Genomic DNA, 24,631 nt, shown 5'->3' on the forward strand with positions numbered 1-24,631 from the left:
AGCAAAGGTCGCCGCTCCATAGCAGGAACTAACTACGGAAAGGAAATCGCTGGTCCCATTCCAGCGTAGTCGGGGCCAGGGCAATGACCTCGTTGATATGATCAGCTTCAGGCGGCAATGATGAAGAACAAAGAATGACCAGTATTTAGACCCGTGCTCCCAAGCCCGCGCGAATGTCTCAACGCAGCCTTGATAGAGCAGCCGTCGAAACCGCGGCTTACCGAAGTGGTTCACAATTTCGTATGCGGCGGTTGGGAGCATTAATCGACAGGACCAAAACCGTTCAGGTGTTCCATAAGTACCTAAGTGTTGTAGCCGCAAAGTTGAAGTGTCCTGTTTCTGCAAAGTTGGAATGTCACTCTCCCCGGGTTTTGATGACGTGGGAGATTGCGGATGGGACTGATAGCGATGAGCGCGCGCGACCTGCAACGGATCGAGCGCCGGCCGGGCGACGATGGTGTCGGCGGCGCATGCGCAGCAGAGATGCACAGGCGCTGCCAATGACGGTCAAATAGAAGTGATCTGGCCACGATCCATGCGATAAACCATATCGAGGCCCTTACCGGCGTGCCGAAGATCGGCGCCAGAAAGAAGGATGGAAAGACCAAGCGGCCGCAGGGATGCGACGACCTCGGAAATGCGCTTGGAAAGCGCGGGGGCGACGCCTTCGAATGGCTCGTCTAGCATTAACAGCTGGGTGCCAGTCATGCGTGCGCGACCGATGGCCACGAGTTTCTGCTGGCCGCCTGAAAGCTGGAGGGCACGGCGATGGCGGAAGTCTGCTGCCTCCGGAATGAGCGCATAGACATCGTCGAGCCGCTTCTGCGCATCTGTGACGCCAGCTGCCCATGCCGGAATAAGCAGGTTTTCCTCAACAGTCAGTTCGGGAATAAGGCGCCGGTCTTCCGGCGCGAAGCCCATCTGGTGGCGCACGCGCAGATGCGGCGCCTCACGAGAAATGTCCTTCTTCTCATAATGGATCGAACCTGCCCGGAGTGGCAAGAGCCCCATTATCGCACGCATCAGCGTGGTCTTACCGGCACCATTGCGGCCGACGATTCCGACCATCGAGTGGGCTTCGACCTTCATGGAAACGTCACGCAGAATAGGAACCCCGCCGATGGAGACGTTGATTGACTTCACCTCAAGCATGGTTGTCCTCCTTGGGAACGCGATGTTCTTCACCAATGATGAGTTCACGCACTTGTCGGTCGCTGAGGACCGTTTCCGGAGGTCCATCAATCAGTACCCGGCCTTCGAAGAAAGCGAGCACGCGGTCGGAGTAGCGGCGAACGATCTCCATGTCGTGCTCGACGAAGAGCACGCTGACGCCTGCGACACGGGTCGCGTCAATAATGCGGTCCATGACCGAGAACTTTTCTTCGCTGGCGACGCCGCTCGTCGGCTCGTCCAGGAAAAGAACCTTCGGCTTGCCAACCATGGCAATTGCAATGTCGAGAAGCTTGCGGATGCCTTCGGGCATCGTGCCGGCAATCGAGTTGCGGAACGCTCCAAGTCCGAACACCTCGAGCGTCTCGTCAGCATGGATCGCGAGCTCATCGTCGGAAAGAATCGAAAAGCCCTTGGCGCCAACGCTACCCGTTGCGCTGTAAGCAAACATCAGGTTCTCAATCGCTGTCAGCGAGTTGAACAATTGCGGAATCTGAAAGGACCGGGCAACGCCGCGCCGAGTGATCTGACGAGGTGAAAGCCCGACGATTTCCTGTCCCTCGAGCAGGATCGAACCGGAGTCCGGGCCCAGATAGCCCGTAATCATATTGATAAACGTCGTCTTGCCGGCGCCGTTTGTGCCGATTAGCCCCGAAATCGTTCCAGACATGATGTCGACATTCACGTCGTTTGCGGCAGTTACCGCGCCGAACCGCTTGACGAGGCTCTTTGCTTCAATAATCAGTTTCATGCTTTTTCTCCTGCCTCGACGGTTGCCTTTCGCTTACCAAAACGGACGCCGCCAAGTCCTGTCGGCAGAAACAGGATCATCGAGAGGATTATGACTCCAAGTACCAGTTGCCAAGTGTTGGGCGCATGCTGGTAGGCGAACGTCCTGACAAATTCGAGTGCGAGCGCGGCGATGAAGGGCGTGAAGATGTTCCCGGTACCGGCAAGGACCGCGATCACCACGAATTCGCCCGAGGTTGCCCAGAACGCCATTTCCGGATCCACATGCGCGACGAGAATGCCGCTCATGGAGCCACCTACGGCGGCTAGAATTGCCGCAAGGATGTAGGAGAGATAGATCGTCTTGCTTGCAGACGCGCCGAGATACTCGACGCGAATCTCGTTATCCTTGATGCCAGGCAGCAGGCGACCGAGCGCCGTCTTGCCGAAGTACCAGACGGTTATCACCGCTGTGAAACAGATCAGGACGAGGATAACCAGGCCGTTGAAACGCGCAGTACCGCTCAGCGGCAGGCCGAACAAGGTCACGCCTCGGATGTTGAAGCCGTCCGTGCCGCCAAGTTCCACCGACTTCACCAGAAGACCGTAGAGAAGCATCGACAGGGCGAGCGTCAGCATCGCGAAGAAGATGTCGCGGTAACGCGACAGAAGGAGACCGGCGACTGCAGCAGTCGCCGCGGCGATGACGACCGGGGCGATGAGCAAGAGAACCGCTTCGTTGATTTTCCAGAGATTGACCATCAGGCCGACGCAATAGCCGCCGATCGCGTAGTAAAGTCCTTGGCCGAACGAGACCAGCCCGGCGCGCATCATCAGCACAAGGCCGAGTACCGCGAGCCCCTTGGCAAGGCCGATCGAGATGACGAAGTTCCAGGTGGGTAGCGCCCAGGCTGCGACGATAAGGATAAGTGCCGCGCCGACGGCGACCGGCACAAAGGTTTGGGCTTTGTTCATCATATCTTGCGCAACTCCACACCGGAAAACAGCCCCTGCGGACGCATGGCGAGAACGATAGCCATCACTGCATAGATGCTGAACACTTCGACTTCGGGCCAGTAGTGGACCGCAAGTGAGCGGACGAAGCCGACGATCAGGGCACCGACAATGGTGCCAGGAATCGATCCAAGCCCCCCGATCACCACCGCTGCGAACATCATGACGACCACTTCGACGCCCAGGCCCGGCGCCACGGAGATGGTCGGCGCTGTGAAGGCGCCGCCGAGTGCGGCGAGGATCGAGCCGGCCACAAAGGCCGACACTTTCCAACGGCTGACATTGATGCCCATCGCCTGCGATACTTCCGGATCATGAATGACGGCGCGCAGCATCTTCCCCTTGGCAGTGAATTGCAGAAACCACGTGAGGAAACCACCACTGACGATCGCCACGACGACGATAATGAGGTTGTAGGTCGGATACACAAGGGGGCCGAGATAGACGTTGCCGAAAGCCCACACCGGGTCGGAGGCTATCCATGGATCGACACCCCAGATGAGCTTCACCACGTCTTCCAGAATGAGGAAGAGCGCGTAGGTTACCAGCAGCAGCACGATGGGATCGCGCCCCGTGAAGAAGCGCAGGACGCCCCGTTCGATGACGAGGCCGACAATCGTACCGGCGATCAGCGCCGCGACAATCATGACCGGAATGCTTCCAGCGGGCGGCAGGCCCTGGGCGAACCACCAACCCAGCAAAGTCACCGACATGTAGGCGCCGATGGCATAGAACGTGCCATGGGCCATGTTTAGGATCTTCATCACGCCGTAGATCAGCGTCAGGCCGACTGCGATGATGAAGAGCCATGCGGAATACAGAATGCCGTCAATAATAGCGCCTACAAACGCGTTCATGTCACACACCATTTCGAAACAAGGGGCGGGATTCATCTTTCGGTGCCAGCGTGGCGGGCGACGGGTGAAAACCGCTTAAAAGGGATTGCGACGCCAAACGCGCCGGGAAACCCCCGCGTGCGATGCCGCGGTGAATAGATCACTTGAGCTTATTCTTGATCCACTCATGGCTGGTCATGCCTTCCGGTGGGTTCACCCTTTCTGGGGCGTAACGGATCACATCGACGAAGGTCAGCTTGCCATCGACGGTTTTGGTGCGGCCATAGACCATTTCCTGCACAGCCTGGTTGCCCTTGCCCAACGACATCTTCACTTCGCCCGAGGGACCCTGGAAGGTGGCGCCCTTGAGAGCAGCGGCGATCTCCTCGGTAGTCGGCGTCTTCGCGGTGTCGCCCCCCTGTGCCTTCTCATAAGCGAACTTCGCCGCAAAAAGCGTCTGCACCATGTGGTAGGACGGATAGCTGGGGGGCGTGGCGGACTTGGCGTTGTAAGCGGCCTTGAACCAGTCGTTATAAGCGTTCTCCGGTGCAAAGATACCGTTTGGACCGCGGGCGCCGATGATGGTGCCATCTGGGATTTGTTTGGCCTGGCGATGGATCGCCGTTTCGCCTGCCGTCAGAACGACAGTGGCGTTTTTGAATAGGTCGCGCGGCGCTCCCTGAAGCACGAGACCCTCAAGGTCGCCACCCCAGAAGCTCGAATGAATGATATCGGGTTTGCTGCCGAGAATTGCGGAAATTTCGGTATTGTACTGACCGGCACCGAGCTTCGGCATCTGCGAGGTCGTCAGCGTCACTTCGGGGCGAAGGCTCTTCAGTGTGCCCTCGAAGTCGTTCCAGGCGTCCCGACCCCAGGCGTAGTTCTGGTTGATGCCGGCGTAGGTGTTGAATTTCTTGACTGTCTCGTTGACGTAGAGTGCGGCACCGGCGTTGTCCATCGTCGCGGTTGCAACGGGGCGGAATACATATTCGTAGTCAGCTTCCTCGAAGATGCGCGGCGTGCCGCAATCGAAGAGAAGTGTCATGGTCTTCAGTTCTTCGGCAACAGGCGCGACCGCAAGACAATCGCCCGAGGACGTGTAGCCTACGATCATGTCTACGCCCTGCTGTTCGACTAGGTTGCGTAGTTCGGAAACCTGCTTGGTGGTGCCACCGGCCTCGTCGATGACGACGAGTTCGATCGGACGGCCGCCGAAGCCGACCTTGTCATACGGCGCCGGGAGCTTGCCACCGGCATTGACCTGCTCGGCGAAGACTTCGGCGGCAATCTTTGCGGGTATGCCGAAGGGACCTGCCGGTGCGCCGGACAGGAACGTCACGACACCAATCGTGAAGGGCTTTGACTCCTGAGCCAAAAGGCCAGCGGGGGCGGTGGCGGACAGAAAGATCGCTGCAATGGTCAGAGACCGCGACTTTTTCATAGATTTCCTCCTCTACGGCAATTGCCGGATCTGATGCAAAGACACATGCCCTTGCGGTGTAGGCCGAAGCGTCCTCTCACGCTGCGGTGGCGCAACATAGTTCGGTATATTGAACTTAGTTCAATACTGTGTATAGTAAAAATTGCAACCAGGGTCAAGATGGTGGAACAACTGTCCAGCCAACAAGCGAGTACAAGCCGCGGCGCAAACTGTTCCGAAAGGGAAAAAGAACCGTAAGGCGCACGAAGAATCACTGAATATGAGGACGGCTTCTCGTGAATTCCCCAAGAGCTCGGTTCTGGCAAAGCTTTCATCAACAAGTCGACGTGGAGAAGACTTTCGTTAGCCTGCTTATGCAGCTATTCTCGCCTGGAGAGGGAAAGCGCGACATCGACCACAGTCGATAGTTCACATGTCATACTGCATCGAGTTGACGGTGAGCCCAGCTGCACGATTTTTGCGGCCATTCAGTTCGAGGCTGTGACGGATCGCTTTGCAGTCAAAAGAACAGACGCGCTACTGCTCACACGGAGCCCAACCCAGTCGGCCTCCTTGGTTGGAATGAATTTCCGCGCTTTCCAAATGCTACGCTATCCTTCGTCACGGAAGCGTGATGAGCTGTTATGTCCCAATTGTTCAGAAAGAGTGGCGGCTGATCTGCACATCGTCTCTCCGAGCAACTCGATAAGCGCCGGAGTTGTTTCGCTTTCCAGAAGGCTGATGGCAATGCCGGCAACCGCGCATCTCGTATGATCTCGCACAGCGCTGCCGATGCAAATCATCCCTTCGCGAACCTGACCGTTATCGATCGAAAAACCGCGCGTACGGATGTCAGCCAGCTCCTGCCTTAGCAAGGCAAGATTTTTGACGCTTCTGGAGGTGATGGGCGGAGGAAACTTTGCGCTGAACAGCGCCTCGAGTTTATCTTCCGGCATTTCGGAAAGCAGCATTTTGCCGGTCGCAGTAAAGGTGGCAGGGAGACGCATTCCAATCCGGAAAGTATGCCCCAGGGGCTGGTCGGAATTTCGGCAATCAATATAGACGACCTCGTCACGGTCAAGAGTTGTCAATGTGACCGTGTAGGGAGACAGTGTGGTATCGGAAGCGAAATAATTTCGGAAAATCGAGACGATGTCCATCTCGGACAAAAAGCCGTGCGCCCAGCGCATAGGATGGGGGCCGAGGCGGTAAGTGCCGTCCTGTTTGCGAACGAGCAAGCCAAGCTCTACCATGACGCCAAGTAGCCCGTGCGCCGTACTCTTCGGCAACGACATCGCCCGTGTGATGTCGGCGGCCGACATTGCGTCGCCAGATTTGGTGACAAGATCGAGGATCGAAACCGCGCGCCTGAGCGCCGGAACAGAATCGACCGATTTGCCGATCGCAGTGTCTTCCACTGCGGCGCGTCTTGTACTTGACACGGTACCTCCTATCAGGCTAGTTCAATATAACGATAATGGTTCATCAAATTGAACTCTATGCTCGGACGAGGTCATGGTCAATCTAAAAAAAACGGAATTCCTGCGTGATCGATGCCTAATAAATGGCAAGTGGGTTGCCGGCTCTCAGACCAATATCACCGTAAAGAACCCCGCAACGGGGGAGATTGTCGGCACCGTTCCTTCACTGGACGCGGCAGATGTTGAGCAGGCGGTCGTAGCGGCCGAAATGGCGTTCCGTACGTGGAGTGCGCTTGCAGCGAAGGAAAGAGCTGCCGTCCTGCTCCGCTGGTTCTATCTGATAATAGAAAACGCGGACGATCTGGCCGCGCTGATAACGGCTGAACAGGGCAAACCCTTGTCCGAAGCCAAGGGGGAAATACTTTACGCCGCCTCCTTTATCGAATGGTTTGCCGAGGAGGCAAAGAGGGTCTATGGGGACATCATACCCGCACCAACCGCCGACAAGCGCATCCTGGTTTTCAAGCAGCCGATCGGTGTCTGCGCAGCAATCACGCCGTGGAACTTCCCGGCAGCAATGATCACACGCAAGGCGGCGCCTGCGCTGGCTGCCGGTTGCACCATGGTGGTTAAGCCGGCTGAGCAGACACCCCTCACGGCGCTGGCTCTCGGCGTACTAGCCGAACAGGCGGGTATTCCCGCCGGCGTTTTCCAGATTGTGACAGGAAAATCACGCGAGATCGGCAAGGTGCTGACGGAAAACGACATAGTCAAAAAGCTGTCTTTCACCGGATCGACCGAGGTGGGGCGAATTCTCATGGCGCAGTCTGCGCCGACGATAAAGAAACTGTCCATGGAGCTCGGCGGCAACGCACCCTTCATCGTTTTCGACGACGCCGACCTCGATGCCGCCGTCGACGGTGCTGTCGCTTCGAAATACCGTAATGCTGGTCAGACCTGTGTCTGCACAAACCGTATCTACGTGCAGTCGGGTGTTTACGATGTCTTCGCTGAAAAGCTTGCAGCGAAGGTTTCTGCACTGAAAGTCGGTGAAGGCACGCTGGTGGATGTAACAATTGGACCGCTGATTGATGCTGAGGCCATCGCCAAGATCGAGGACCATATTAGCGATGCGATCGGGAAGGGCGCGAAAGTGGTCGTAGGTGGCAAGCGACACAGCCTCGGCGGGACATTCTTCGAACCGACTGTCCTGACAGGAGCGACACAGGCGATGAAGATCGCCCGCGAGGAAACCTTCGGGCCACTCGCGCCTCTCTTCCGCTTTGAGACAGAGGAAGAGGCGGTCGCTATGGCCAACGATACGGAATTCGGATTGGCTGCCTATTTCTATACTGAAAACATCCGCCGAACATGGCGAGTGGCCGAAGCGCTGGAATACGGCATGGTGGGTCACAACACCGGTCAGATCTCGAACGAGGCAGCGCCATTTGGCGGCGTCAAGCAGTCCGGCCTCGGACGAGAAGGCTCCCGCTACGGAATCGATGACTATCTGGAAATCAAATATCTGTGCTCGGCCATCGCTTAAGCGGCTGACGATAAGGGAGGAGTTAATGACGATCAATCCATTCGAGTTTCGAACTGTCCCATCCATGGAGATGGCGTGGGGCGGAGCTAAGCGATTAGGTGGACTCATCGCTGAGCGTTTTGCTGCGCGCAAGGTGCTTTTGGTCACCGATGCGGGCCTTGTGAAGGCTGGGTTGATTGCGCCCATTGCCGCCAGTCTGGAGGCGGCTGGTTTCAGTGTGGCTATTTTTGACAGGGTTGTGCCCGATCCACCGGAAAGCGTTTTGTATGGTTGTGTCAAGGAGGCGCGGCAAGTCGCAGCCGATATTGTGATTGGTCTCGGTGGTGGCTCGTCCTTGGACATAGCAAAGCTCGCGGCGGTGCTGCTGTCGTCGGCACAACCGCTCGCCGAAATGTATGGCATCGGCAAAGTTCAGGGGGCGCGTGTTCCACTGGTTCTCGTTCCGACAACTGCGGGCACAGGTTCGGAAGTCACCAACATTTCCATCATCACCACCGGCGAGACGACCAAGATGGGAGTCGTGTCGCCGCAACTCTATGCGGATTTCGTGCTCCTGGATGCGGAACTGACCGTTGGTTTGCCGCAGGTTCACACCGCAGCAAGCGGCATCGATGCGATGGTGCATGCTATCGAAGCCTATACAAGTAAGCATAAGAAAAACCCGCTTTCGGACGCGCTTGGGCGTGAGGCGTTGCGGCTTCTCGGCAGCAATCTAATCGCTGCCTGCAAGGAGCCGACAAATCGGGATGCTCGCGAAGGCATGCTTCTCGGTGCAATGCTTGCGGGCCAGGCTTTCTCCAATTCCCCGGTGGCTGCGGTCCACGCGTTGGCCTATCCGCTCGGTGGACATTATCACATTACGCATGGTCTTTCGAACGCTCTGATGCTCGGTCCAGTCCTTCGCTACAATGCACAGGAGGCTGCCCCGCTTTACGCCGAGCTTGCCGATGTGCTTGGCGTCACGGGAAGCGGCGACGCCACTGCCCGTTCGGAATACTTTGTTGCCCATATGCAGGTGCTGATGGATGAAAGCGGCGCGCCGCGACGGCTTCGCGATGTCGGTGTAACCGACAACAGTCTCGCCATGCTCGCCGCAGACGCAATGAAACAAACCCGCCTTCTCGTCAACAATCCAGTCGAAGTCCGGGAAGAAGACGCGCTTGCCCTTTATCGGGAAGCCTTCTGAAGCTTTCGCAGAAATTCACCGTTCAAATCACCGCGGGAGGATCCAACGTGACGGATATCAGACTTTACATGCTTCAGTCCGGCACCCTGAAATGCAAGGTGCACAACATCAAAATGAATCAAGGAAATGGCGCTGACTACGAAATCCCGGTTCCCTTTTACCTCATCACCCATCCCGACGGTCACACGATCATCGACGGTGGCAACGCCATTGAAGTGGCAACGGACCCCCGCGGCCATTGGGGCGGTATTTGCGACGTGTACTGGCCCGTTCTTGACAAGGACAAAGGCTGCGTCGATCAGGTCAAAGCTCTCGGCTTCGATCCGGCCGAGGTTAGATATGTCGTGCAGTCCCACCTGCATCTCGACCATACCGGCGCGATCGGCCGCTTTCCGAATGCCACGCATATCGTGCAGAGGGCCGAATATGAATATGCCTTCACGCCCGACTGGTTTGCCGATGGCGGCTATATCCGCAAGGATTTCGATCGCCCGGGTCTGAAATGGCAGTTTTTGAACGGCACTCAAGACGATTTTTATGATGTTTATGGCGACGGAACGCTGACGACGATCTTCAGTCCTGGCCATGCGATGGGCCATCAATCCTTTCTCGTCCGCCTTCCCAGCAGCGAACCGCTGCTTCTGACGATCGATGCCGCCTACACACTCGACCATTGGGAAGAAAAGGCGCTGCCGGGCTTCCTCGCATCGACGGTGGATACTGTTCGCTCTGTACAGAAGCTGCGCACAATCGCGGAAAGGACGGGGGCAAACGTCGTCACCGGTCACGACCCGGATGCGTGGTCGAGCTTCAAGAAGGCACCAGAGTATTACTCTTGAGAAGTCGCCGCGGTCTGGCCGCGACATGATCCCACAGGGGCGAATAAGCCCTTAGAAGCTGAGAAGTTTTGACCTGGATCAATGTGAAATCCAGTGACTAGGATACGGCTTTGGAAGGCTGAGGCCACCGCTTTGTTTCGTTGGTAATCCGACCAAGGAGAAGTAAATGCGTCTGAAAATACTCATCACTATTGCCATGATGGCCGGCCCTGCATTGGCGTACGAGCCATTAGTTGAAAAGCGGGAATTTACCCTGAAAAACTTCGTAACACGTGGAGGCAGGACGGTTCCCGAAATGCGGCTGGGGTATGAAACTTATGGCACGCTGAACGACGCCAAGGATAATGCCATCCTGATTCCGCATTATTTCAGCGGAAACAGTCACGCGGCGGGAAAATACAAGGAGGCGGATGTAAGCGCCGGCTATTGGGATGCGATCATAGGGTCCGGCAAGCCCGTTGATACGGATAAATACTTTGTTGTGTCGGTCGACACACCCGTCAATCTCGGTGCCAACGATCCGAATGTCATCACCACCGGCCCGGCGACGACCAATCCCAAAACAGGAAAGCCTTGGGGTATGGATTTCCCGATCATGACAATCGGCGATTTCGTTGATACGCAGAAAGGGCTGATGGAGCAACTGGGGATTGGGAAATGGCATGCTGTCATGGGCGCCTCTATGGGAGGGCTGCAAAGCTATGAATGGGCAGCACGCTATCCCGACAAGTTGGAGCGGGTGATTCCGGTCATTTCCTCTGGTTGGGCAGACGCGAACCTTATCGCGTGGCTGGACGTATGGGCGTCACCGATCAAACTGGATCCAAACTGGAACGGTGGAGATTATTACACAGGCCAGCCGCCGAATGCAGGGCTGGCTCAAGCGATGAAGACTTTAACACTGCAGGCAAATTCGGCAGAATGGACCGACGGTACATTTGGGCGTGACTGGGCCAGCGAAGGTGCGGATCCCGGGCAGAGTTGGGCGAATGATTATAAGGTTGTCACGAAGCTGAACGAGGCGGGCGCAGCACGAGTAGCCCAGTCAGATGCGAACCATTTCCTTTATCTCGCGCGCGCCAATCAGCTGTTCGTCGCTGGACAGCCCAAAGACAGCCTCTACAAAGGGCTTCTGAATATCGACGTGCCCGTGATGCTGATCTATACCGACGAAGACCTGATTTTTCCCGGAAATGCAGTGCGGGAGACAGGAACGATTATTAAATCCGACGGTACGCCGGTCGAATTTGTCGAACTGGAAGGTACGCGAGGACATTTGGATGGCTTGTTGAGCATTGCTCAGGCGGGAGAGCGAATTCGAGCATTCCTTGAGGCCAAATAGGAGCGGGCGGGCCCTCCCTTTGCTTAAGGCGAGGCCGCAGAGGCTGCCGTGCTCGAGGCGGTGTTCGGCCACACCCACCGTCCTCGGAGTCCCTAAACAGAATATAGCGGCCTCCGGCAAGTCCAAGATAGCCGAGGCGGTCCGGTATGCTTTTACTCGCCGCGACGCGTCATCGAGAACGATGAGCGGCGCGTTTCCGCCAAGCCCGGCGCTGAGTTTCACGATCTCGTTGGCCCTAGAGGTTGGGGAGATTCCAAGGCCTGACCGCGGCGACGATGCCGATCGGCTGCTTGATTGCGATGTTCCGCTTGTCCGGCTGGCGTCGCCGTTAACGCGCTGGCTTCCGCGCCAACCATTCGACATAGGACGCGCCACAGAGGACCCCGCCTTTCGCCTCGGCCAACGGCTTTCCCATCTCCATGGTCAAGACCGGGGCGTGGTCGTCGTCATTGGCGACCTTCAGGTTGTAGAGCTTGCGAAAAACGGGGGTACATTGCTTGCCGGTCTTCTTCGCTTACTCCTTCAGCGCTTGGTAAGCGGCGTCCATGACGCGGCCCCTCCTCGGCACGTCTCATGCCTGGCAGGGCGACGATCACCTCACCGTTCGAGGGATTGGTGACGTTGAAGGTCTTGCCGCGGAGTCCGTGAGCTTCAAAAGCGGCGTATAGAAAATCGTCATGGATCAAGCCTCCGCAGCGCACTCGCGAAATGTCTCTTAAAGAATGCCCAGCGTTTCCCGCAAGCTCGTTATCTTCGGTCGGCGCAAGGGAGCGGATGACGTTGCCCTAGACGCGGCCGGTGAGCAGCATCAGCCCTTGGACGGTGCCTTTCTCGCGGACCTGACTGATAAATTCGCCAGCGTCGCTGTTGCGAGTAATCGAACACATGGCTAATGAAATCCCGCACTGATTTTGACCTGCCACGGGATTCCAAACGTGCCCGTTTCTTTCCTATGCGAACGCATTTTCAATGCAGCGTTCAAGACGCTTCCTTGAATCGAGCGTGCCTATAACCGGCAAATTGCGCCTGAACGAAAGTGCCGAGATGAACCACGAGAAAAAATATATCAACATCGCGGAAGCTGCACGTCGAGCCGGCGTTTCTCCATCGACACTTCGGCTTTGGGAGAAGGAGAACCTCATCGTACCGTCTCGTTCGGAAAAAGGCCACCGGCGGTACGACGCTGACCAGGTTACGCAGTTAAATGAAATCGCATCGCATAGAAAAAGCAGACGACTGACCATCCCGGGGATCCGCGAATATCTCGGGAAGTCTTCGCCAGAAGCGGCCACGCCTCGGGACGCGATTGATGCCATTCCGGAAATGAAGGAACTGGAGCAGCTCGAACACGAAAACACCCGGTTGAAACAGAGGGTCGTAGCGCTGGAACGCAAGATTTCGGCGGTTCGCGAAATCCTCGAAGTAGAGGAGTCTTCGCCAGAAGCGACCACGCCTCGCGATGGGAGTGATGCCGTTCCGGAGTGAAGAAGCTGAAGCAGCTCGAAGACGAAAATGCACATTTGAACGGAGGGTCGCAGATCTGACGCTGGACTGCGAGATGTTGCGGTTGTTATTAGTTGAAAGCTCTTAAGGCTTCACTGACGACGCGGAGGGTCTTGGCGCGGGCAGCGGTATCCGGCCAGTCCCGAGGCTGGGCCAGGCACGAGTCTTTGCGGATGTACCGGAACGGCCGCTCGACCTTGCCCTTAGTGTTGGCGCGGGCCTTCGGATGGAACCGTAGGGGCGTGCCAAGCCGATGAGCGCGCGATTGTAGACGATGGCTTCCGTCTGGCAGCGGACCTTACCACCTCGGTCTCCGGTCGTCGTGTTGCTAGACTGAGGATGCTCCTCAATAATCGCGACAGTGCAACCTAATACTGCGCCGGCTGGAGACCAAAATGCGGTTCCTCTGACGGTTTGGCGACAACAAGGTCATACTCCTGCCGGCTGTTGACCTTGTCTAGCAACAACTCTCTTTCGGTCCTTATCGCCTCTACTCGTGCCGAAGGATTCTGCACAATCGTTAGTTGGGCTTGACTGCGCTCTGCCGCGTCAAAGCTGATCCGATATATGTGATATCGTTCACCAAGATTGTTGGCGGCGATCCACTCGTTGTCCGAAAATCGCACGCTGCCGGACTTCGTCTCGATGAACCGGCTGACCAAATCGATCCGATCCAGATCCTTCTGAAATTCGGTGCAATCCTCTTCACTACCAAAGGTGAGATAATCGCACCCGAAAGCTTTCGAGCCTTGCAGGTGAGCAACGAGCAGAGGCCAGCGGCCGTCGGCGCGTTCAAATGCTGCTGTCCAATGCACCGCATCAGCGGCACGGTTCGGGTCAGAACCATTTGGGCTTGCAACGTGGCCTGTAGGCCCTGCGATCCGTAGCGTTCGGCGAGGGAAGATCGCGCGCTCCCGCGATGGATTGTTCTGCAGCTGACGCTGACGAACGGTTAGCTCCACGTCTGAAGCGTCAGCTTCACTTGATAAGCTGTTCCGGTCGCCACCCTGCGGAGGGCTTCGCGGCTGCAAAATATGCCGGCGAGGAAAGACTACCAGCGGTGGATATCATCAGGTGCTTTAACTCATCGAGGCGAGGGCTGAGCACTATCTACTCGCAATCCGCTCTCCAGTGCTCGAATGTTGACCTGAAAATATTTCGAGCCCGATGCTGCCTCGCCAAGTTCCGTTGCGGCGGCCTTGAGGTGCGGGGCGAGTTCGGCCATCCGGGCCGCCGTCATGCGGACGGCGGGACCAGCAATCGAAAGACAGCCCACCACCGGTCCGGAAAGGCGATAACGAACGGGAACGGCCATGGCTGCCATTCCGGCCAGGTAGCTATCGACCGCGACCGCGTATCCGAGGGTGCGCGCTTCGGCAAGTTGATCTAGCAACAGTTTGAGACTTCTTGGTGCGTTCGGTCCGGCGCTGTCGGCTTTCCTGATCAGGCCCTGCTCGCTGACGCGCGCCAGCGCATCTTCGTCACTCATGGTCGAAAGCCATGCCTTGCCGCCGGAAGAGCTCGCCAAGTGGACGACGACGCCCTGTTCCTGGCCGGGGTCGTAACGAAGACCCCGTGTTGCGCCCTGCGCAACGGCAACCCAGATGAGCTTGCCGCTATCGACAACCGAAAGCCGGATCAATTCTCCGCTGAAGGCGGCAAGGGCGTCGAGGATAGGCTGGGCGACGTCTGTCACTCCGGCGCGTCCGAGGAAGCCAAGTCCCATCGCCGGCATGCGGATCGTCAGGACGTAGTCGCCCTGCGTCTGCAGCTGACGAACGTAACCGAGCCTCGCGAGCTCCTGCAGCGTGCGATGTACTCCACTGGCAGGCTGCTCGGTGTGTGCCGCTATCGCCGAGACCGGCAAGCCGGTCGGATGATCCGCCAGAAGTTCGACGATCGCCAGTGATTTCTCCAGGACGCTGCTCATGAATGCCCTCTGTCTTCCGATTTGAAGTCTTGTGATAGAGTCAGCGGGGAGAGGTCAACCGCAACCGACTGGCCGGAAGCACCCGCCCTGGCGATGGCATCGAGCACGAGGATATTGGCCGTCGCATCCTGTGCCGATACCAAAGGCATTCCACCCATTCTTACCAGGTCGACGAAATGCTCAAGCTGCGCCACATAGGTGCCTGCCGGGGCAAACGGCAGATGCTGTGATGTCAGCGTCTCGGTCCAGTCCGGCGTGCCCCTGGGTTTCCACAACTTGAGATCCGGAAGGGACAACCCCGCCCGGCTTCCGGCATAATAATGTGCGGGCACGTCATAGGCGGGGAAGCGAGCCGGGTTTTCGTTGGCAGTCAAATCCCAGGACCATGGCCCGACGGCGGCGTCGGAAATGCACAATGTCGCCAGCCCGCCTCCTGCGAATGTCAGGCAGACCGCGGCCGTGTCCTCTACCTCGAAACCCCGCCTGCTGTTGCTTGTGATCGATTGCACGGTGGAGATCTCACCGAAGAAATACCGAAGCTGGTCGATTTCGTGCACCAGATTGATCAACAGCGGCCCTCCAACACCTGGTTTCCGGCGCCATTCGGCTTGGAAATAAGGCGCGGGTTTTGCGAGAGAACTCGTAACCGTCGCCATGACCAGATCGCCGATATCGCCGGCCTCTATCGCGGCACGGGCCGTGCGGACGATCGGGTTGTGACGGCGGTGGTGCCCGACCAGCAGCGGAACGCCGGTCGCAGCCACGATGGACACAAGTTTCAGGGCGGATACGAGGCTTTCGGCGACCGGTTTCTCGAGAAGGACGGGTAATCCGGCGGTTAACAGAGCCTCGGATACCGGCAGATGCAGCTCGTTGGGTGTCGCGACGATTGCCGCATCGGCGAGCTTCGCGGCGATCAGCGCGTTGGTATCCGGAAAATAAGGCACGCCATTGGTGTCGGCCAACGACCGCGCGTCTGCGGTGGGGTCGACTATTCCCGCCAACTTGACGCCTGGCGTCGAACGAATTGTATCGATGTGCGTACGCCCGATGGCGCCGGCACCGATTACGGCAACGGCGATTGAACTTGGCATGCTCTCCTCCACTCATGCATATCGGCTTATAAAAAACGAATTGCTGCTTCAAGATAAGGTTAGGCTCGGTGCGATTGTGCGTTCGGCCGCCCTTTCATCTATCACTCGGTTGCGCGACGAGTGCGCTGTGCAGGGCATGCCAACTCGCTTCATCAGGTGCGAAAAGAATGCCGCCCTCCGTATCTGTCGGACGGAAGGGCAATCCGTCGAGGCGCGCTGAATACCCACCGGCCTCGCGGTGCATCAACCAGCCCGCCGCCTGGTCCCAGGGTGTCAATTTGCTGAACAGCGCGAAATCGTAGTGGCCTTTCAGCAGAAGTCGGTGGTGATGGGCCGCGCAGCGGTAATCGGCCGCCCCGGCGGTTGCCGCGAGGCCGGCGAGGACGCGAGATCGATGGGGCTCCTTGAAGAACATCCAGGATGCCAAGCCCACCATATCCGAAACGTCACGTCCGGGCGCGGTATGATGGGTCTCCTGCGTCCCGTCCGGATATTCCGTCCAGGCGCCTTCACCTCTCAAAGCCATTGAAACTTCATTTGAAATGGGATCGAAGATTACCCCTCCGCTGATTTCCCGTTCGTCGGCAATGGCGACCATCATGCCAAAGACGGAAAGGCCGGAGGTGAAGTTCTTTGTCCCGTCGATCGGGTCGATAACGATCATACGGCCGCTCTGATATCGGGAAAACATCAGTTCCGGAGCCGTCCCGCAATCTTCCTCGCCGATGATAAGCGCGCCCGGAAATGCCGTGGCAAACGAAGAACGGATCGCCTCTTCCGCCAGTTCATCGACTTCGCTGACAAGATCGAGACGCGAGCTTTTCTGCCGCACAACGTTGGTTTGGCCGAAGCGAGGCAAGACGATGCCTGCTGAGACATTCCGTAGCACGTCTGCGACGGTGGCGAGATCCCTGCGTGTCAGTGTCATCGATCAACCTCCGTTCATCTCACCAGTCACGGCGTTCGAGTCTGCCTGCCAGCTTGATGGGTCGATCATCGCAAACATGAGAATAAAATGGAAGCAGATTTAGTTCTTGAACGTCATCCCATCTTATGACAAGTGTCAATCGCCCGCTGCCTGAGGAGCGCAGCGCCAGGCCCGAATGCCCGCCGGACAGCATGTCCGTTGCGGCCGTTCGGTAGAGAGCACGGAGGAATATTGCGGATGACACAGGTCTTGCTCGTAGGTGGAACAGGATTCATCGGCCGCCGCTGCGCGGCGATGCTTGCGGCGCAAGGTGTCACGGCGCGCATCCTCGACCTCCCGTCCGGGCTGGCGCGCATGGACCAGCCGTCAGCCTTCGAGTTGGTCGAGGGCGATGTGACAGACCCGGAATCGATCTCCCGGGCTTCCGAAGATTGCGATGGCATCATCCATCTCGCAGGCATCATGACCCTTGATTGTGCCCGCAACCCGGTGAAGGCGCTGGACCTGAACATCAAGGGCAGCCCCAATGTTTTCGAGGCGGCGCGGCAGCGTTCCATCCCCGTCGCCTACCTGAGTTCGGCCGGCGTATTCGGCCCATCGAGCGCAGTCCATCCCGAGCCGCTGACGCTTTATGGAGTTACCAAGCTTGCGGTAGAGTGCATCGCACGCGTCTATGCGGCCGACCACGGGGTGCCAAGCCTCGGACTGCGCCCTTATGTCGTTTACGGCCCGGGTGAAAGCAGCGGTATTGCCGCGGGACCTTCAATCGCGATTGCAGCCTCCCTGAGGCGAGAGCCTGCGACCATCCGGTTCTCCGGACGGGTCGGCTTTGTCCATGTGGATGATGTGGCGCGGCTTCTGGCGGCGGCAACGACGCGGCCGATGCACGGCGCAACCGTGCTGACCATGTCCGGCGACACCCGTGACATGGCGGAATTCACCTCGGCACTCGAGCAGAGAACCGGTTGGAGCCGAATTTCAGTCGAGGGTCCGCCGCTCCGCATACCTGCGGAGCTGGCGTCCGATCCGGTGCCTGCGTGGCTCGGCGAACACAGGGCAACGACCATCGAGGCGGGCATCGATGCATCGATTTCGGCACTCACCGCGCCAGTCGAGGCCTGAGAACAATCATTGGGCGGCTACCGCTCCGGCAGTCTTTTGAGGAGGAGAAGTCAATGAAAGTAAAGTTCAGATGTCTGGTCGGCAGCGCCGCACTGGCCTCAATCATGGCCGCAAGCGGCACCGCGCGGGCGGAGGATCCGATCCGCATCGGTTTCGTCATGCCAAAACAGGGCGCGCAGGCCGAGCATGGCAAATTCCATTACCAGGGCACGATGCAGGCTCTGAAGGAGATCAACAGCACCGTGCGTGGCCGCCAGATCGAAGTGATCTGGCTTGACGAACCGACCCCGCAGGATGCTCAGCAGAATACCCAGCGACTGATCGACGAACAGAAGGTCGTTGCGGTTGTCGGCGGCGGCAACAGTGCGACCGCGCTGGCGATCAGCGCCGTCGCGCAGCAGAACAAGGTGCCCTTCATTGCGACAAATGCAGCGGCGACCGACCTGACAGGGGCCAAATGCCACCGCTATGCGTTTCGCGTACAGCTCCCGGTGGTTCCTCAGGTTCGCGCAATTGTCGGCGAACTGAACAACCGCGGCAAGAACTGGTATTACATGGCCGCGTCCTATGCCTTCGGAAAGGACATCGTGAAGTCCTTCCAGAAGGAAGGTGAGAAAGTCGGCGCGAAGACCGTTGCCTTGGACGAGGCGCCGATCAATACGCCGGACTATACATCCTACATCCTGAAAATCCGCGCGGCCCGGCCCGATGTCGTCATTGGCGGCCTTGGTGGTTCCGACATCTCGACCTTCCTCAAGCAGTGGAACGAGATGGGCATGAAGGAACGCGCGCCATTTGCGCAGATCGGCGTGGCCGATACGGATATCTGGGGCATTGGCGCGAGCGCGGCTTCGGGCATCTATTCGAAGATCTGGTACTACGACAATCCTTCCAACCCGCCGGAAGACAAGGCATTCGCCGAAGAATATGCCAAGCAGAACGGCGGCCATCCGGCACCGGATCGTGCATGGATGGGCTGGTACGCCATGCGGACGCTGCTTCAGGCTCTCGACAAGGCGGAATCCACGAAACCTGCTGACGTCGTCAAGGCGCTGGAAGCCTGGAGGGATGAGAAGCGCGGCATCTCGTTCCGCTCCTGGGACCACCAGATGCTGAACCCGATCGTTATCGCCGAAGCCAAGAAGAACATCACCAAGGACTACGAATTCCTCAACGTGCTGCAGACCGTTCCGGGCACGGACGCGCTCTACGGCTCCCGCGAGGAAATCGGATGCAACATGGGCGATCTCTGACGATTTCGCCGCCGATGTGACGAGGCGGCGGCATCGACCCTGCCATGCCCTTCCCGATAGGGGCCGGTGTTTAGGGGTACAGCATCGCCGCCGCCCACCACTTCATCAATCTCTGCTTCCACCTTCCAGCCTCGCCTTGCCGGCCGGGCTCCAAGGAGCGTGTCATGCTGGAACTTATTCTGTCCCAAGTCGCCAACGGGCTTGTCCTGGGATTTCTCTACGTGCTGATTGCCCTCGGCCTGTCGATCATCTTCGGCATGCTCGGCATCGTGAATTTTGCCCACGGGGCCATCTTTGCCCTGGGCGCATATTTTTCGATCACCCTCGTTCCGATTTTCGGCTGGTGGGGGCTCGTCCTCGTTCCGGTCCTGAGCGCACTTGTTGGGGTGTTGTTCGAGGTCGCGCTCATCCGCAGGCTCTACGGTAAGGAACCGCTTTTCGGGTTGATCGTGACATTCGGCCTGGCACTGCTGATCGAGGCGCTGATCAAGTATTTCTGGGGCCCAAGCGGGCGTCCTTTCGCGCCACCGGAATTCCTGCGCGGCTTCATCGAAATCGGCCCGATTCTGCTCACCAAGTATCGAATGGCCGTTATCGTCTGCACGATCGCCATACTGCTTGCGCTCTGGTACCTGCTGGTTCGTACGCCGTTCGGCCGCATCATCCGCGCCGGCAGCGAGGACCGTGAAATGGTCGGCATGCTCGGCATCAATGTGCCACGCGTGTTTGTCGGTGTCGTTGCCCTGAGCTGCTGCCTTGCCGGAACCGCCGGCATGCTGGCTGCGCCGCTTTGGAGCGTCGCTCCGGCCATGGCTGCGAGCGCCATCATGCCTGCTTTTGTCATCGTCACCATCGGTGGCCTCGGCTCCTACACGGGGGCGATCGTCGCAGGCCTGATGGTCGGCGTCGTCACGGCCCTGACCATCCAGTTCTGGCCCGCTGCGGCCGGCGCGGCAATGTATGCGCTGATGGCGCTGATCCTGCTGGTGCGCCCGCGCGGCCTCTTCGGCGAACGCTAGGAAACGTCCAATGAAGTCCCGTTCCTTCCTTTTTCATCCGGTTCTGATCGCGGCTGTCGTCTTCGTCGCATTGACGTTCGCGAGTTATCCGCTCGGGATCCCGGTCAGCCGTATCACTCAGATTGTCATCTACACGCTTTACGGCATGGGCGTCGCGCTGCTGGTCAGCTATTCCGGTCTCGTCCCTTTCGGCGCCTCTGTCTTCTTCGGGTGTGCCGGTTATGCGGTGGCGCTCGGCCTCCAGTACTTCGGCGGTAACGAAATCACCGGCCTTCTCATCGCAGTCGTTGTTTCGGCGGTCATCGGGTTCGGCATCGGCGCGGTCATCCTTCGCAGAAGCGGATTGTATTTCTCGCTGCTGACGCTTGCCTGCTCCCAGATCGCCTACGAGATCGCCTTCAACTGGACAGAAGTGACCGGTGGCGAAAACGGCATCCAGAATGTGCCGCGTCCGCTTTTCGGCTCGCCGCTCTCCTTTCATATCTTCGTGGTTCTCACGGTGCTGGTGGCGATTTTCATTCTTTGGCGGCTCGTTCATGCGCCGTTCGGCCGCACACTCCAAGCTATCCGCGACAACGAACAGCGCGCCGCGAGCCTCGGCTGCGATGTTCAGCGGGTGAAGCTGAAGGCCTTCGTCATCTCGGCCGTATTCGTCGGTTACGCCGGTGCGCTACTCACATTGATGATCCGCGGCGCCTATGCCAACAGCCTTAACTGGCAACATGCCGGCGATGCGCTGCTGATGACCATCCTGGGTGGCATGAACCATTTTCTGGGGACGCTCTGGGGTGCGATTGCCTTCATTCTTTTGCAGGACCAGTTGTCGGCACTGACAGAGAACTGGTGGCTGATCTTCGCGCCGATCATCATCCTCATGGCGCTGCTTTCACCCGAAGGCATCCAGGGTTTCGCACGCAGGACGATGCGGCGATCCGGCTGGACACTGGTTCGCGATACGATCCCGGCACGGCCGGCACGGATAGAGCCTTTCGTCAGCACCGCCGTCGAGGGCGATCCGTCCAAGCCGGTCATGTCGGTCAGAAAGGTCTCCAAGCGTTTCGGATCGATCGTCACCGCGCGCGGGATCGACCTGGATGTCATGCCCCGCTCGGTGCACAGCTTCATTGGCCCGAACGGCGCCGGAAAGACCACCTTCTTCAATATCCTGACAGGCATCCTTCAGGCGGACGAAGGCGAGATTCTCTTCGAGGGGCGCAATATCAACGGTCTGCCGATGCACAAGCGTGTTCGCCTCGGTATCGCCCGCTCTTTCCAGATCCTCAGCGTCTTTCGTGAATTGTCGGTCTTCGAGAACGTCCGTTTTGCGGTGCAGGCACAAAGCCAGATCCGCAATGGCCTCTGGCGCGACGCTCACGATTTCGCCGATGTCAACGGTCGTGCATGGAGCTTGCTGCAGGTCGTTGGCCTGGAGGACCGTGCTGCCGAGAAGTGCTCCAATCTTTCGCACGGCGAACAGCGGCTGTTGGAGATTGCGATCACGTTGGCCTCCGATGCCAAGATACTGCTGCTCGACGAGCCGCTCGCGGGTCTGGCGGAAGCCGATCGCAAGATCGTCGGCCAGCTTATCCACCGGCTTGGAAAGACGCACGCCGTGCTGTTGATCGAACACGATATCGACAGGGTCCTGGAAATATCGGATCGGCTGACAGTGCTGCATCAGGGACACCTCATTGCCGACGGCAAGCCGCGTGAAGTGGCACGCGATCCCGGTGTCATCGAAGCCTATATGGGCACGGCGCGAGACGATGCCGCTGCGGTGGTTATCGAGCAGCCGGATCCGGCGCAACCGGCAAAACCGGTTCTCCTGAAGCTCGAAAACGTCAACGCCGGTTATGACGGAAGCCAGGTGCTCGACGGCCTGAATTTCGAAGTCCGCCAGGGAGAGGTCGTCGCGCTTCTGGGGCGTAACGGCGTCGGCAAAAGCACGATGCTCAAGGCCATCATGTCGACCGTCGACGTGACGGGCGGAAAGATCACGCTCGATGGCCGCGATATTACCCGGAGGCCATCCTTCGAGATCAACAGGCTCGGCCTTTCCATTGTTCCGGAAGGTCGCCGGCTCTTCCAGCACCTTACCGTCATGGAAAACCTCCTGCTCGCCCGCCGCGAGGGTGGCATCAGCGTCGAGGAGGTATTCGAGCTGTTCCCGAAGCTCAAGATCCTCCAGAAGCAGAAGGCTCAGGGGCTTTCCGGTGGCGAGCGGCAGATGGTTGCCGTTGCCCGGGCACTGATGGTTCCGAGCAAGGTCATTCTTCTCGACGAGCCCTTTGAAGGTCTGGCGCCAGCCATCGTTCAGGACATCATGGAAGCAGTGGTCAAACTGCGCGACCGTGCCAGCCTGGTGATTGTCGAGCACCACGCCGAGAGCATCCTCTCGATCACCGACCGGGCCTACATCATGGTCAATGGACAGGTCGCCTACGAAGGCAGCGCCTATGACCTCGCAAACGATACCGCAACCCAGGCCCGCCTTCTGGGCGTGGCCGGCGAACACTGACAGGAAAGGACACTTTCTATGACCCAGCCATTTTACATCAGCGGTGCAACACGCATCTACCCGATTATCGGTGACCCCATTGCTCAGGTGAAATCGCCGGCGGGCATGACGGCGGCCTTCGTTGAGGCTGGCCTGAACGCTGTGGTCGTGCCGATCCAGACCTCGGTGGACGACGTCGATGATTTCATTCGCACCGCCGGCCGCACCAAGAATATCGACGGCATTATCGTGACGATCCCACACAAGTTCGTATCGCTGACGCATTGCGCCACAGCAACGGAGCGTGCGCGCATTGTCGGTTCGATCAACGTTCTCAGCCGCAACGCGGACGGTACATGGCATGGCGAGATGTTCGATGGGCTTGGAATGCTCGGCGGTATCCGCTCGCAGGGCGGCGACCCGGTCGGCAAGAAGACACTTCTGGTCGGCGCAGGCGGGGCTGGCCGAGCAATTGCCCAGGCGCTTCTGGATGCGGACGTTTCCGAACTCGCCATATTCGACGTGGACGCCAAGCGCCGTGAGGAGCTGATCACACGCCTGCAGGAGTTCTACGGTGATCGTGTCAAGGCAGGATCCAGCGATCCGACCGGTTTCGAGCTGGTGGTCAACGCAACGCCGATGGGCATGCGGCCTGAGGATCCATTCCCGGTCCAGGTCGAAAAGCTTTCGCCTGAAGCGTTTGCCGCATGTGTCATCACCGCGCCGGCCGTTTCCCCCTGGATCGAAGCCGCGCGGAAGAAGGGATGCCGGACGAGTGTTGGCATCGACATGTACAAGGCGGAGCAGAACCTGATGCTCAAATTCTTCCTGCAGGCGCTCGGCAATGCCTCAACGGCGTCAGCCTGATGGAGAAGACCATGACTGCGGCACGGACGGTGCTGGTAACCGGCGCAAGCGGCGGCATCGGTCGCGGGGTCTGTGAAGCGCTCGCCGAGGAGGCGCGGTTGACCGGGCATTCGCTGCGGCTTGCGGTTCATGGAAGCCGCGAAAGCATGGCTCTTTCAGCCCTGGTCTCGGATCTCACGTCGGCTGACGGTGAAGGCGAGATCGAGGCGAGGGCATTCGTTGCGGACCTGACGGATGCCGGTGCCTGCAACAATCTGATCGGCCAGGTGATTGACTGGGCCGGGCGACTGGATTCGATCGTGTCGAATGCGGGGCAATCTCGGCCGGGCAAGCTGGCGAACCTGCCCGATGAAGACTGGCAGGCGACGCTGGACCTGAACCTGCGCGCCACATGGCTTCTCGCACGCGCCGCTTATCCCGCCTTGACCGAAACGCGAGGCACGATCACTGCGGTAGCCTCCATGTCTGGATTGTCGCCGCATCCCGGCTACGGTGCGTATTCGACAGCCAAGGCCGGTTTGGTCATGCTTTGTCGGCAGTTGGCTCAGGAATGGGCCGGCGATGGGATCAGGGTCAACGCCGTATGTCCCGGTATGATCAGAACGCCGCTGACGGAAACGGTCTATCAGGATGAAGACACCCGCCGAAAACGTGAAAGCCTCGTGCCGCTCGGCCGTATTGGAACGCCGCGGGATATCGGCGATGCTGTAGCTTTCCTGACCAGCGACAAGGCGAGCTATATCACCGGGGTCGCGTTGCGCATTGATGGTGGCCTTTCCGAAGGAATGCTCAACCTCATCCCCGGCCGTCCGGACAAAGTCCGTTGATGACGGCTGGGGCTGTCGCAGCATTATATCGACTGATAGCTCTTGGTTGATTTGAAGTTGAACAGTATTCCAGTTTGTAATGAAATTC

21 protein-coding genes and 1 pseudogene are annotated in these 24,631 nt (G+C 58.6%); 11 read left to right on the forward strand and 11 right to left on the reverse strand.

Features of this window, described 5'->3' with window-relative positions; genetic code table 11:
• Positions 1 to 507: 507 nt before the first annotated feature.
• The 6 genes from N2599_RS34280 to N2599_RS34305 all read right to left on the reverse strand — a co-directional run bounded on the left by N2599_RS34280 (position 508) and on the right by N2599_RS34305 (position 6,611).
• Positions 508 to 1,152, reverse strand: coding sequence for an ATP-binding cassette domain-containing protein (locus N2599_RS34280; RefSeq protein WP_027513107.1), 645 nt, complete (start codon positions 1,150 to 1,152; stop codon positions 508 to 510).
• Entirely contained in the window at positions 1,145 to 1,921 is a 777-nt protein-coding gene (locus tag N2599_RS34285) for an ABC transporter ATP-binding protein (RefSeq protein ID WP_027513108.1), read from the reverse strand. The genes N2599_RS34280 and N2599_RS34285 overlap by 8 nt, the downstream gene beginning before the upstream one ends.
• Positions 1,918 to 2,877: a branched-chain amino acid ABC transporter permease gene (locus N2599_RS34290; RefSeq protein ID WP_027513109.1), complete on the reverse strand. Its 960-nt coding sequence runs from the start codon at positions 2,875 to 2,877 to the stop codon at positions 1,918 to 1,920. Before N2599_RS34290 ends, N2599_RS34285 begins: the two co-directional genes overlap by 4 nt.
• The gene (locus N2599_RS34295) at positions 2,874 to 3,770 is read right to left on the reverse strand and encodes a branched-chain amino acid ABC transporter permease (protein WP_027513110.1); all 897 of its coding nucleotides are present in this window, start codon (positions 3,768 to 3,770) and stop codon (positions 2,874 to 2,876) included. Before N2599_RS34295 ends, N2599_RS34290 begins: the two co-directional genes overlap by 4 nt.
• Before the next feature lie 139 nt (positions 3,771 to 3,909).
• Positions 3,910 to 5,190, reverse strand: a complete 1,281-nt coding sequence (locus N2599_RS34300) for an ABC transporter substrate-binding protein (RefSeq protein ID WP_027513111.1) — start codon at positions 5,188 to 5,190, stop codon at positions 3,910 to 3,912.
• A gap of 590 nt (positions 5,191 to 5,780) precedes the next feature.
• On the reverse strand, positions 5,781 to 6,611 hold the full coding sequence (locus tag N2599_RS34305; RefSeq protein WP_084606674.1) for an IclR family transcriptional regulator: 831 nt from the start codon (positions 6,609 to 6,611) through the stop codon (positions 5,781 to 5,783).
• A 73-nt stretch (positions 6,612 to 6,684) separates the two neighbouring features.
• Between N2599_RS34305 and N2599_RS34310 the strand changes: the two genes are divergently transcribed.
• The 5 genes from N2599_RS34310 (at position 6,685) to N2599_RS38065 (ending at position 12,988) form a co-directional block, all read left to right on the forward strand.
• On the forward strand, positions 6,685 to 8,136 hold the full coding sequence (locus N2599_RS34310) for an NAD-dependent succinate-semialdehyde dehydrogenase (protein WP_027513113.1): 1,452 nt from the start codon (positions 6,685 to 6,687) through the stop codon (positions 8,134 to 8,136).
• 25 nt (positions 8,137 to 8,161) lie between these two features.
• The gene (locus N2599_RS34315) at positions 8,162 to 9,322 is read left to right on the forward strand and encodes an iron-containing alcohol dehydrogenase (protein ID WP_027513114.1); all 1,161 of its coding nucleotides are present in this window, start codon (positions 8,162 to 8,164) and stop codon (positions 9,320 to 9,322) included.
• A gap of 47 nt (positions 9,323 to 9,369) precedes the next feature.
• Positions 9,370 to 10,161, forward strand: coding sequence for an AttM family quorum-quenching N-acyl homoserine lactonase (attM, locus tag N2599_RS34320; protein WP_027513115.1), 792 nt, complete (start codon positions 9,370 to 9,372; stop codon positions 10,159 to 10,161).
• Between the two features lie 166 nt (positions 10,162 to 10,327).
• Positions 10,328 to 11,503, forward strand: a complete 1,176-nt coding sequence (locus tag N2599_RS34325; RefSeq protein WP_027513116.1) for an E22 family MetX-like putative esterase — start codon at positions 10,328 to 10,330, stop codon at positions 11,501 to 11,503.
• A 1,044-nt stretch (positions 11,504 to 12,547) separates the two neighbouring features.
• Complete coding sequence (locus N2599_RS38065) at positions 12,548 to 12,988, forward strand: MerR family transcriptional regulator (RefSeq protein WP_087004485.1); 441 nt, start codon at positions 12,548 to 12,550, stop codon at positions 12,986 to 12,988.
• Between the two features lie 109 nt (positions 12,989 to 13,097).
• Here N2599_RS38065 and N2599_RS34335 read toward each other — a convergent pair.
• The 5 genes and pseudogenes from N2599_RS34335 to N2599_RS34355 all read right to left on the reverse strand — a co-directional run.
• Positions 13,098 to 13,282 (reverse strand): annotated as a pseudogene (locus N2599_RS34335) (IS21 family transposase); the annotation flags it as partial.
• 92 nt (positions 13,283 to 13,374) lie between these two features.
• Positions 13,375 to 13,968, reverse strand: a complete 594-nt coding sequence (locus N2599_RS34340) for a protein NO VEIN domain-containing protein (RefSeq protein WP_027513118.1) — start codon at positions 13,966 to 13,968, stop codon at positions 13,375 to 13,377.
• Between the two features lie 122 nt (positions 13,969 to 14,090).
• Complete coding sequence (locus N2599_RS34345) at positions 14,091 to 14,936, reverse strand: IclR family transcriptional regulator (RefSeq protein WP_051336809.1); 846 nt, start codon at positions 14,934 to 14,936, stop codon at positions 14,091 to 14,093.
• Entirely contained in the window at positions 14,933 to 16,030 is a 1,098-nt protein-coding gene (locus tag N2599_RS34350) for a Gfo/Idh/MocA family protein (RefSeq protein ID WP_037143626.1), read from the reverse strand. Before N2599_RS34350 ends, N2599_RS34345 begins: the two co-directional genes overlap by 4 nt.
• 94 nt (positions 16,031 to 16,124) lie before the next feature.
• The gene (locus tag N2599_RS34355; RefSeq protein ID WP_027513120.1) at positions 16,125 to 16,958 is read right to left on the reverse strand and encodes an inositol monophosphatase family protein; all 834 of its coding nucleotides are present in this window, start codon (positions 16,956 to 16,958) and stop codon (positions 16,125 to 16,127) included.
• A gap of 237 nt (positions 16,959 to 17,195) precedes the next feature.
• Between N2599_RS34355 and N2599_RS34360 the strand changes: the two genes are divergently transcribed.
• The 6 genes from N2599_RS34360 (at position 17,196) to N2599_RS34385 (ending at position 24,543) form a co-directional block, all read left to right on the forward strand.
• On the forward strand, positions 17,196 to 18,080 hold the full coding sequence (locus N2599_RS34360; RefSeq protein ID WP_051336810.1) for an NAD-dependent epimerase/dehydratase family protein: 885 nt from the start codon (positions 17,196 to 17,198) through the stop codon (positions 18,078 to 18,080).
• Positions 18,081 to 18,133: 53 nt separating this feature from the next.
• Positions 18,134 to 19,333 (forward strand): ABC transporter substrate-binding protein, encoded by a 1,200-nt coding sequence (locus tag N2599_RS34365; RefSeq protein ID WP_037143629.1) that lies wholly within the window; start codon positions 18,134 to 18,136, stop codon positions 19,331 to 19,333.
• 164 nt (positions 19,334 to 19,497) lie between these two features.
• Positions 19,498 to 20,352, forward strand: a complete 855-nt coding sequence (locus N2599_RS34370; RefSeq protein WP_027513122.1) for a branched-chain amino acid ABC transporter permease — start codon at positions 19,498 to 19,500, stop codon at positions 20,350 to 20,352.
• A gap of 10 nt (positions 20,353 to 20,362) precedes the next feature.
• On the forward strand, positions 20,363 to 22,870 hold the full coding sequence (locus N2599_RS34375) for a branched-chain amino acid ABC transporter ATP-binding protein/permease (RefSeq protein ID WP_027513123.1): 2,508 nt from the start codon (positions 20,363 to 20,365) through the stop codon (positions 22,868 to 22,870).
• 18 nt (positions 22,871 to 22,888) lie between these two features.
• Positions 22,889 to 23,716: a shikimate dehydrogenase family protein gene (locus N2599_RS34380; RefSeq protein WP_027513124.1), complete on the forward strand. Its 828-nt coding sequence runs from the start codon at positions 22,889 to 22,891 to the stop codon at positions 23,714 to 23,716.
• Between the two features lie 11 nt (positions 23,717 to 23,727).
• Positions 23,728 to 24,543 carry an SDR family NAD(P)-dependent oxidoreductase gene (locus tag N2599_RS34385; RefSeq protein WP_027513125.1) on the forward strand — a complete coding sequence of 272 codons (816 nt, stop codon included), beginning with the start codon at positions 23,728 to 23,730 and terminating at the stop codon, positions 24,541 to 24,543.
• Positions 24,544 to 24,631: the final 88 nt, after the last annotated feature.

Source organism: Rhizobium sullae, assembly GCF_025200715.1.
GTDB classification, from domain to species: Bacteria; Pseudomonadota; Alphaproteobacteria; order Rhizobiales; family Rhizobiaceae; genus Rhizobium; species Rhizobium sullae.